6 protein-coding genes are annotated in these 10264 nt (G+C 70.1%); 5 read left to right on the top strand and 1 reads right to left on the bottom strand.

Going from position 1 to position 10264, the window contains the following annotated elements; all coding sequences use genetic code 11:
• Nucleotides 1–11 precede the first annotated feature (11 nt).
• Nucleotides 12–2258 (top strand): M20/M25/M40 family metallo-hydrolase, encoded by a 2247-nt coding sequence (locus tag ABD987_RS39540; protein ID WP_345406962.1) that lies wholly within the window; start codon nt 12–14, stop codon nt 2256–2258.
• Nucleotides 2259–2262: 4 nt separating this feature from the next.
• Nucleotides 2263–3483, top strand: a complete 1221-nt coding sequence (locus tag ABD987_RS39535) for an MFS transporter (protein WP_345406959.1) — start codon at nt 2263–2265, stop codon at nt 3481–3483.
• 273 nt (nt 3484–3756) lie between these two features.
• Here the strand turns inward: ABD987_RS39535 and ABD987_RS39530 are convergent, their stop codons facing one another.
• Nucleotides 3757–4707: an ALF repeat-containing protein gene (locus ABD987_RS39530; RefSeq protein ID WP_345406956.1), complete on the bottom strand. Its 951-nt coding sequence runs from the start codon at nt 4705–4707 to the stop codon at nt 3757–3759.
• Nucleotides 4708–4931: 224 nt separating this feature from the next.
• Between ABD987_RS39530 and ABD987_RS39525 the strand changes: the two genes are divergently transcribed.
• The 3 genes from ABD987_RS39525 to ABD987_RS39515 all read left to right on the top strand — a co-directional run bounded on the left by ABD987_RS39525 (nt 4932) and on the right by ABD987_RS39515 (nt 10246).
• A complete protein-coding gene (locus ABD987_RS39525; protein WP_345406953.1) occupies nt 4932–5834 on the top strand; it encodes a ScbA/BarX family gamma-butyrolactone biosynthesis protein in 903 nt (300 codons plus the stop codon).
• Nucleotides 5831–6799, top strand: coding sequence for an NAD-dependent epimerase/dehydratase family protein (locus ABD987_RS39520; RefSeq protein ID WP_345406950.1), 969 nt, complete (start codon nt 5831–5833; stop codon nt 6797–6799). Before ABD987_RS39525 ends, ABD987_RS39520 begins: the two co-directional genes overlap by 4 nt.
• Nucleotides 6800–7060: 261 nt before the next feature.
• The gene (locus ABD987_RS39515) at nt 7061–10246 is read left to right on the top strand and encodes an Ig-like domain-containing protein (protein WP_345406946.1); all 3186 of its coding nucleotides are present in this window, start codon (nt 7061–7063) and stop codon (nt 10244–10246) included.
• Nucleotides 10247–10264 lie beyond the last annotated feature (18 nt).

Here is a 10264-nt window from a genome sequence, read left to right as displayed (position 1 = left end):
AGACGACCGCAATGGCGTGGCTGCGCTACCTGACCCCCGCTCGGACCGACGAAGTCCTGCTCGTGTGTTTCCCGCCCACCGGTGGCTCGCCGGTGTCGTTCCACGCCTGGCGGAACCTCCTCGCCCAGGGCACCGCCCTCGCCGCGGTGGAACTGCCCGGCCGGGGCGACCGGATCGCGGAGCGACCGGTGACCGAACCGGCCGCGGTGGCCGGCGCGGTCGCCGCCGAGGTGACAGCGGCGCTCGACGAGCGACCCGGCACCGAGCTGGTCCTGGTAGGGGTGAGCCTCGGCGGCCTGCTCGCTTACGAGACCTGCCGGGCGCTGCGCCGGGACGGCATCGAGGTGGCCCGCCTGTGCGTGATCTCGGTGGCACCGGCGTCGCGGTTGCGACCCGTTCCCGGGACACGCTCGGCGGACGAGGTCCGCTCGATACTCGCCGACTGGGGACTCACCGCGCCGGAATTGCTGGCGCATCCCGAGTTCGACGAGCTGTACCTGCCGGTGTGCCAGGCCGATCTGGCCCTGTCCGACCGATACGACGGGCGTCTGGCGGCTCCGGTGGACGTGCCGATCACCGCGGTCGCCGGGACCGAGGACACGATCGTGGCCGCGGACGCCATGCGCGGCTGGCAGGAGCTGACCACCGCCGGGTTCCGCTACCGGAGCCTCCCCGGCTCCCACCTGCTGCACGAAACGCACGCCACGGAAGTGGTGCGCGAGGTCGTCACCGGCCACGGCGAGGGCGGGTCGGGGCTGTCCCGGCGCCGGATGTTGCGACTGGGGGTGACCGCGGGTGGCGTCGGCCTGCTCGGCGCGCGTGGTGGCGCGGGGGCCACCGCCTCGGCGGCCCCGGCGGTGACCGCCGTCTCCGATCCGACCGATCCGGTCGAGCTGGCGCGCCTGATGATCCGGTTCGACACCTCGCATCTCGGCGAGGGCGGCGTCACCCTGCCCTACGCGAAGGCCATGCGCGACATCTGGCAGGCCGCGGGGGTACCGGCCGAGATCGTTCCCACGCCCAAGCCCGACAACGTGCACTTCCTCGCCCGGGTCGCGGGAAGCGGCGGCTCGACGCCGCCGTTGCTGGTGCTGGGACATTCCGACGTGGTGACCGCCGGTGGCGAGCAGTGGAACGTGGACCCCTACGGCGGGGTGATCGCCGACGGCTTTCTCTACGGTCGCGGAGCACTGGACATGAAGGGCGCCAACGCCGCCTTCATGTCCGCACTGCTACGGCATCTCCGCGCGGGCGCCCGGTTCGACCGGGACATCATCTACCTCGCCGACTGCGACGAAGAGGGCGGCCCGTACGGCACCGCCTGGCTGGTGGAGCAGCACTGGGCGAAAGTCGCCGCGGGCGCGGTGCTCACCGAGGGCGGCTGGCTCATCAATCACCCCGACGGCAGCCCGATGCTGGCTTCCCTCGTCTGTGCGGACAAACGCTCGGTGGTGGTCGAGCTGGTCGCCCAGGCGAGGGCCACCCACTCGACCAAGCCCTATCCGGGCATGGCGATCACCCGGATCGCCAAGGCGATCGAGCTCATGCAGAACTTCCACACCCCGGTCAACCCGAACGCACTGGCGAAGAAGTACTTCACCGCGCTGGCCGCCGGCACGCGCGACCCCGCGTTCGCCGCGGCGATCCGCCAGATGCTCGCCGCACGGGACCAACGGACCAGGGACGACGCCGGCGCGGAAGTGGTCAAACGCAGCGACTACCCGCACCTGCACAACGCGCTGATGCGCTCCACCGTGTCGTTCGTCTCCGCCGGCGCGGGCTACTACTCCTCGATCATTCCCGGCCGGGCCACCGCGCAGGCACGCGTCGGCTTCCTGCCGGGCGGCGACGACCCCGTGCAGACCATCGCCGACCTCCGCAGGCTGGCCGCCAAGGCGGACGTCCAGCTGCGGGTGCTGGGCGCCACGGGACAGTCCGAACAGGAGGCGATCGACACGCTCCTCCGCAACCTGGCCATCCCGCCATCCACAGCGGACACCGACGTGTTCCGGTTCTGGGCCGACGCGGTGGGCACGGTGTATCCGAACGTGACCACGACCGCAGGTCAGTTCGAGGCGTCCACCAGCGGGAACCCATGGCGCTCGCGCGGAATCCCCGTCTACGGCATCTACCCGTACGCACTGGACAACGAGAGCATCAACCGTATGCACGGCGTAGACGAACGGGTCGGTGTCGCGCAACTGCGGCAGGGCACCGAGCTGCTGTACCGGATGTTCGAGCGGATGAAGGTCAGCTGATCGGATGAGCACCGTGCGCGAACGCGTCCGGCATTTTCTCCCATGGCTGCTGACAGCGTCCATGGTGGAGTGGATCGGCACGGGCGTGTTCGTCACGGCGTCCACCGTGTACTTCGTGCGCTTCATCGGACTGACCCCGACCTCGGTCGGTGTCGGTCTCTCGCTCGCCGGCGCGGTGGCCCTGCTGGCGGCGGTCCCGCTCGGCGCGCTGTCCGACGCGTGGGGAACCCGGCGCGTGCTGATCCTGATCAACGTCTGCCGCGCGGCGGCCACCCTGTGCTACCCGCTCGTCGGCGAGTGGTGGGGCTTCCTCGGACTGACCACCATCGTGATCGTCACCGAGACCGCCGCCATACCGCTTACCCAGGCCGCGGTGGGCGAGCGCACCACCGAGGAAACCCGCACCACGGTGATGGGCGCCCAGCGCACCGTGCTCAACATCGGGATGAGCATCGGCGGCCTCATCGCCGCCGCGGCGGTCGCCACCGGCAGCGAGGTCGTATACCACTGGCTGTTCGTGGCCGACGCCCTCACCTTCGGGGTCGCCGCGCTGTTGCTGAGCCGCCTGGCGCCGGTGCCGGGACGTGCCGGGGCGAAGCGGCCCTCCCGGCTGGCCGTGTTCCGCGACCGCCGGTTGCTCGCCATCGCCTGCTACGACGCGGTTCTCACCCTGTGGCTGCCGATCCTCAACGTGGCGCTGCCGGTGTGGCTGGCGACCCGCACCGACGCGCCGGTGGGGCTGTTCGGCGTGCTGTACGCGGTCAACACCATAACGTGCGTGCTGCTGCAGGTGCCGGTCAGCGCCCGCATACGATCCATAATGGACAGTTGGCGGTCATACGCGGCCTCCGGCGTCTTCCTCGCCACGGCCTGCGCGTGCTTCGCCATCGCTCCACTGGCACGAGGAACCGGCACCGTCGTACTGCTGGCGCTGTCCGTGCTCGCCACCACCGCGGGTGAGCTGTGCCAGGTAAGCGCCGCGTGGACGCTGTCGTTCAATCTGGCGCCACCGGCGGAGCGGGCCCAGTACCTGTCCGGCTTCGGGCTCGGCAGGGCCGCCGCGACCCGCCTGATCGGCCCGGTTCTGCTCACCGGCGCGGTGATCGCACTCGGCCCGGCCGGCTGGGTCCTGCTCGCCGCGGTATTCGCCGGCGCGACCGTCATCGCCGTAGTGGTACGACGCCGAGTCGCGCACACCGGTCCCGTCCCGAAGTCATCGGAGTAAGCCGGCGTATCCGTGCCCATCGGCTCCCTGGCTCGGTGTGCGACCGTCGACCGGAACGTTGTTCTCGGTCCCTGGACGACATAACCCCTCGATATGTCTTCCGCAATTCACGAAGGCGCCTTTCCCGCGGATTGTCTCGCCGGTGTGGACGGTCTTCAGGTGTAGGGCACCGGGGTTGTTCGATGTCCGGCCAGCGACTGATCAGACAAGGATTCACAGCCGGAGCCACGGCCACCTGACGGACGAACCCGATCCCGCCGAAGGCACGCACGGTCAGTGCCAGTGGGCGGCGACCAGTGCGGGATGGACTTTGCCGTTGTCGGCGTGGGTGCGCGGTTCGAAGGCGCGCAGCCGGTCGGCGCCGATCTTCTTCTTGAGCCTGTTGTCGCGGTCGCGGCGATTGGCCCCGAAGATGCCGGTCTCGATGAACCGGCGCAGCGCACCGGGTTCGGGGTCACGCAGCGCCGCCTCGGCGGCCGCGGCGACTTCCGTACCCGGAGCGGCCCGGTCCCACAGATCCAGGACGAAATTGTCCTCGGGTTCGATGAGCATCGCCGGGGTGACGAGGATGCCCAGCACCGCCGCGGCACGGGTGCGGGCGTCCTTCGCCGCGAGGGCGGCCTTTTCTTCTCTGCCGGTGCGTTCGTCAGCCTCGATCCTGTCCCGCTGATCCTGGGCGCGGGCACGGAAGATCCCGGTTTCGATGAATTCCCGGAGCCCGTCGGCGGTTCCCTCGAACGCGGCTCGTGCCGCGGACTTCACCCGCGGACCCGAGGCCCGTTCCCACATCACGTAGACGAAGTCGCGATCGGTCTGGATCAGCAACTCCGGGGTCGCCACGACCAGATTGACCGCGGCGGCACGCCGCTTGGCATCACGAGCCGCATTCGCGGTGTCCGCGTCGCGGATCTGGGCGGCCTGATTCCGGACGTGGGCTTCGTGCACGCCGGCTTCCGCGGAAAGCTCGGCGACCAGTGCGCGCCAGCGTTGTTCCCACTCGGCGTCGTTCCCGCCGCAGGCCTTCACGTACGCCAGTGCGACCGGCAGGCTGGGCAGTTTCCGGCCCGCCGCGGCCTCGGACAGGCTCGCCGCCGAGTAGTGCGTCCGCGCTCCCAGATCGCGGTAGGTCGGGCTCCCCGCCTCCGCTCGCAGCCGCCGCAGATCGGCCGCGAACCGCAGCAACGACGTCTCTTCCCCACCCAGTGGACGCTCCGGACGTGGCATGGTCGGCCCCCCTCCCCATGTGGTCATTGTTCAGAGGTTGTTGTTCAACGTCCAGCACGCCACATCGAACAACCCGGATGCACTACACCCGAAGATCGGAGAGCGTTTCCACACCGCGACGAACGCGAACACCGGGCCCCACGCGACGGCCCTTGACTGGGGAGGAACAAGTGCAGACCGCTGCGCACAGTGCGATACGAGAAACCGCGATCGACGAGCTTCCGGTGACGAGGGAAGTCGATTTCCAGCAGACGGTCCCGCGCAGCCTCGTGCACCGCGCGGCCGTCTCGGAGGTCTTCGTCACCGACCTGAACGTCCTCGGCGAAGGCCGGTTCGAAGTCGGCGCGCAGTGGCCGCGCCGGCACGGCTTCTTCGGGCCGCGGACACCGGAGTTCCACGACCCGATGTTGTACGCGGAAACCGTCCGGCAGGCGGTGCCGCTGATCGCGCACCGCGCCTACGGCGTCCCGCTCAGCCACAGCTTCCTTTCCGACCACAAGGCCTACACGGTCGGCGAGACGGGGCTGGCCACCCTGGGCCGCCCGGTCGACGTCGTGCTGCGGGTCGCCGCGCACGAGGTCGAGTATCGCGGCGGGAAGGTCGGCGGCATGCGGCTGGACTTCGAGTGCTTCCGCGACGACCGGCTGATCGGCACCGCCACCGAACGCTGGCGCTGCGTGGCCTCGGCGGTCTACCGCCGGGTGCGGGGCGACCACTTCGCGGCGACGCCGTTCCAGGCAACGATCCTGCCGCCAGTGAACCCGGCCGCCGTAGGCCGCGAACGCGCGGAAGACGTACTGGTGTCGGCGACGGCGACCGACGGCACGTGGTCGCTGCGGTTCGACCCGGACCACGCGGTGCTCTTCGACCACCCCGTCGACCACGTGCCGGGCATGGCGCTGATCGAAGGCGCGCGGCAGGCGGCCCTGCTGGCGGTCGGCGATCCGTACGCGCTCCCGGTGCGCGCGGACTTCGAATTCGGCACCTACGTCGAGTTCGACTCGGAGTGCCTGCTGGTCACCGATGCCGGCGCCGCCGACCCGGACCGCACCCGCACCGTCCGGGTCGAGCTGCGGCAGCGGGACGCCACGGCCGCGCGGGGCACCCTGGAGATGCGTCTGTCGTGAACGCCGACGGCGAAACGGATATCCTGCTGACCGGTGCCACCGGCTTCGTCGGCACCGCGGTGCTGAGGGAGCTGGTCGAGCGGGGCGCTGGCCCCCGGGTCCGCGCCCTCGCCCGGCGTCCGCTGCCGGCGCGGGCGTCCGAAGCGGGCGTGACGACGTGGCGAGGCGACCTCAGGGACCCGGCGAGCCTGACCGGAGCCGGCGCCGGGATCACGACGGTGCTCCACCTCGCCTCTCAGGTGGGCGGCGACCCGGCGCTGTGCACGGCGGTCAACGAGCAGGGCACGGCGAGACTTCTGGAGGAGGCGGGTACCGCGCGCACGCTGTACCTCAGCACGTGCGCGGTCTACCGCGACGGCGTCCACCGGGGTGAACGGGAACCGGTGGGCGGCTCCGGCCTCGAGACGGGCCCGGCGTCCCCGACGAGCCGCAGCAGACTGGCGGCCGAGCGCCTGGTGCTGGCCGCGGGAGGAGCGGTTCTACGACCGCACCTGATCTTCGGCCCTGGCGACCGCCATGTCGTCCCGACGCTGGTCCGCTGGGCTCGCGCGGTCCCGGCGTGGGCGGCGGGTGGCTCGGCGCGGACTTCCCTGGTGGCCGTGGCGGACCTGGCGGCGGTGATCGCGGTCCTGGCGCTCACCCCCGGGCTCGCCGCGGCGGGAGACGTCTTCCAGGTAGCCGATCCGGTGCCGGTCCCGATGCGCGAGCTGATCACGAAAGTGTGTTCGCTCCTCGACGTCCCCGTGCCGGTCGAGGATCTGCCGTGGGAGGAGCACCGCGCGCTCACCCGCGCGGCGCTCCCCGCGCTGACCGACCACCAGTACTCGTTGCTCACCCAGGACCACTGGTACGAGAGCAGCCGGATCTGGGCACGGACGGGCGTGTCACCCGGCCCGGGGTTCGCCACACGCCTGGCCGAAGCAGCGGGCTGGTACCGCGAGTCGCTCGGAGCCCGGAAAACCTGACGCTCCAAGCCGGACCCGCAGGTGCGTGGTCGTCCAGGTGTCCACGGCTCCCCCACCGATCTCGCCGCGTTCGTCGCCCACGAGCCGTGTCGCCCGGAACGCGGCCCGCTTCGCGGCCCTTTCGTGCAAGACCGTCGCGGACGTGATCGATAGCCTGGCACCGAGTGCGCCGTAGATCGAGCCGAGCCGGGGGGCAGGAAAGTGCGCCGAGGACCGAAGACACTGTGCCTGGCAACGGTCGTCACGATGACACTGTCCGGTGTGTACGGAACCGTTGCCGTTGCGGCTCCGATCGGCCCGCTGTCCGCGGGCGAGCAGTTGGGTGTCAACCACTACACACTGGGGTTCGGGTCGGCCGGCAGCGGAACCGACGCACTGGCGGGCAGCGGGATGGCTCTGCACGGAGCGTTCGCCTATCCGCCAGGTAAGAGCCTGCGCTTCTTCGACGGCGCGAATTCCCAGCGCGCGGGCACGTATGACATCGCGGTGAAAAACGGTGCCGGCCAGCCCCCGGAGCGGGTCACCGATGTCGTCGCCAGCAAGGCGCCCCCGACGACCGGCTCGTTCGACGGCAGCGCGTTGTGGTTGGGGCACAGCAGGTTCCGCGCCGGCGGAGCACCGCCCGTCGGGTCGGACAGCCCGCCCGTGTCCGGGACGCTGGCCGGTGGCACAGCCGGGACAGCGGAGACCGGCACCGACGTCCGGGCGGATGACTCGCGGCTGCTGGCCATCCCGGTGCGGACGAACCAGGTGACAACCACGAGCCTGCTCGTCTCCACCCAGGTCTACACCCCGTCACACGCCGGGACGTCCACCTACGGGATCAGGCCACAGCCCTACCTGGCCCGTGAGGGAGGCGGCAGCCAGTGGGGTCTTTCGGACCCCGGCGGCCTCGGCACGCACCAGGTGGACCTGTCCGGCGTGCTCGACCAATGGGCGTTGCTGCAGGTGCGCGCCGACATCACGACGGACGGTGGGACGCTGCCCGACCCGTCCGACGACAGTGGGCGGGCGACATTCCGGTACTTCCTGAACGGCGACCAGGTCGGCGCCGCGGTCACCGTGGACTTCCGGCCGAGCGCCATGCGCGATCCACGTAACACGGGTGCGGTGCTGTTCGGCCCCGGTTTCGGGCTCACGCGGGGCTGGCAGGGAGACGCGCCGGAAGTGTTCCTCGACAACATCGCCGTGGACTCGATCGTCCCGTCCGGTGGTGCTTTCCGGATCACCTCGCCCGCGCCAGGGGCGACGATAGGCGGGCCCACCGTGTTCCGGGTGGCCGGCGCGACGGGCAGTGTGGAATACCTGCTCAACGGCAGGCCGCTGTACGCCGACGGTGAGTTGATCCCGCCGCTGCCCGGCCCTGTCCACGACCTCGGATGGCACACCGCCAACTGGTACAACGGAACCGTCACCGTCGAAGCCGTCACGCGGGACGCGTCCGGCCGGATCACCGGCCGTACCGCTCCCGTCCCGTTCAAGATCGCGAACGAAACACCGGGGGTGGGCCTTACCGACGTCTCGCTGGTGTCCCCGAATCCGGCCACGACACTGCACGGGAACCAGGTCCCGTGGACCGTGCACACCGATCACAACCTCGGCCAGGGACAGAACCACATCTGGAACTTCTACGTGGACGGTACCCCCATTCCGCGGACCTTCGCCCCTGTCAACGACTTCACCTACACGCTCGACACCACCAAGCTGCGCAACGGGAAGCACGAGTTGTTCTTCGCGCTGACCCTCGAAGACGCCCGGTTCGCCCCGTTCCCGGCGCTCGGCGCCACCCAGGTGACGGTCGAGGTCGACAACGGCCACACCCTGATGGGTTTGCGGTCACAGTACAAGGATGTCTTCCTTGTCCCCCAGGAAACCCAGCGGCTGCAGGCGTCCGAGGTGTACACCGACGGCGTGTCCAACGACGTCACCGCGTCGTTCAGCAGTTCCGACCCGGCCATCGCCTCGGTGTCGCCGTCCGGCCTGGTCACCGCGAACAAGCCGGGTTTCGCCGAGGTCACCGCGACCCGCGACGGCCTCAGCTCGGTGACCCGGGTGGCGGTGCGCGAGCACCACGACGCCCCGCAGTTCACCAAGAGCGGGCAGATCGTCACCGCGTACCAGCCGGACTCGACGTTCATGCGGACCATGTTCAACCTCGGACAAGCGGAGTACACCAGCCCACGCAACCCCGCCCTCGGCGGGCTGGCGCAACAGGCCGGTATCAACACGATGACCACCGGCTTCTACGCCAATCCGGCCGACGGCGCGGCTCGGGATTTCACCCTGTGGGCGCAGGGCATGCAGCGCTTCCGCAAGGACATCACCGACGTGGCGTCCCAGAACAACATGAGCCTGTACCTCACCGGCGACGACATCGCGCGGACCAAGACGGAAGCGGCCGACAGCGTCTGCTCGGCCGCGGCGTGCCCCCAACCGACTTCCCAGGCGAAGATCCGGGATGCCTTGAGCTGGGCGGCGTCGACCGGACGGACCATCGGCATCGACATGGTCGACGAGGTCACCGCGGCCTGGGGCAGCACCCCGACACCGACCGACGGCCGGTGGCAGAGCCCACCGCCCAGTGTCGCGGACGATGCGTTCACCCAGCTGATGGCGACCATGAACTCCACCCCGCGCCCGCGAATCACGTGGACAGCGCTGGGAATCGCGAGTGCGGACGCCGTGCGGAACTGGACCGGCAACCCGAGCTTCTCCGACTACAACGGCATCTACCACAGCATACTGACAGCGCGTGGGACGTATCCGTCGGGCCAGTCGACCCATGAGTACATCGACGGCATCGACGCCGGAACCATCGGCCGCGGCGACGCCTTCCAGCCCGACAAGCCCAGCATCCTGCTTGTCAGCACGACCGGCCCGTTCTACACGAAACGCGGCCCGGGTTCCCACTACACCGCCGGCCAGGACACCCTGCAGGGCCCGGGCATGCGCCCGGCTTCCGTGGCCGCGGGAGTCGCCTATGCCGCGATCCGCGGCATGTCCGGTGTGCGGGCCTACGGATTCGACTCCACGGAGTGGAAAGACGTGCGCGCCAACGCGAACGTCGGCGCACGCGATCTGCAAACCGGCGCCGGGCCGACCGGGGTCGGAGCGGCACGCTGGCAGGCGATGTCAAACGTGTTCAACGTGGTCGCCGGACTGGAACCGTATCTGTTGCAACCGCAGGCCAACGTGATCGACCTCGGCGACTCCGTCCGGACGGGCGCCAAACGCGGGCCCAACGGGAACGCGCTGATCGCGGTGAACATCTCCGAGGTCCCCCAGCAGATCAACGCGAGCCTGACCCAGTACCGGACCGCCAGGCCCATCACCCGGACGCGACTGGTCGGTGACTCCAAGGTCCTCAGCGAGACGATCCCCGACACAGCGGCGGATTCACTGACCCTTCAACCCGGCGAAGTGATCTTCTGGACCTTCCCCCACTGAACAGCAGAAGATGCCGGT

The sequence above is a fragment of the Amycolatopsis samaneae genome (assembly GCF_039541975.1).
Classification (GTDB): Bacteria; Actinomycetota; Actinomycetes; order Mycobacteriales; family Pseudonocardiaceae; genus Amycolatopsis; species Amycolatopsis samaneae.
The sequence above is the reverse complement of the archived record's forward strand: the minus strand, read 5'-3'. Positions and strand labels throughout refer to the sequence as shown.

Bases quoted from the DNA above. Each gene is read 5' to 3' on its own strand.
- ABD987_RS39540 (WP_345406962.1), top strand. From the start codon at position 12: ATGGCGTGGCTGCGCTACCTGACCCCCGCTCGGACCGACGAAGTCCTG.
- ABD987_RS39535 (WP_345406959.1), top strand. From the start codon at position 2,263: ATGAGCACCGTGCGCGAACGCGTCCGGCATTTTCTCCCATGGCTGCTG.
- ABD987_RS39530 (WP_345406956.1), bottom strand. From the start codon at position 4,707: ATGCCACGTCCGGAGCGTCCACTGGGTGGGGAAGAGACGTCGTTGCTG.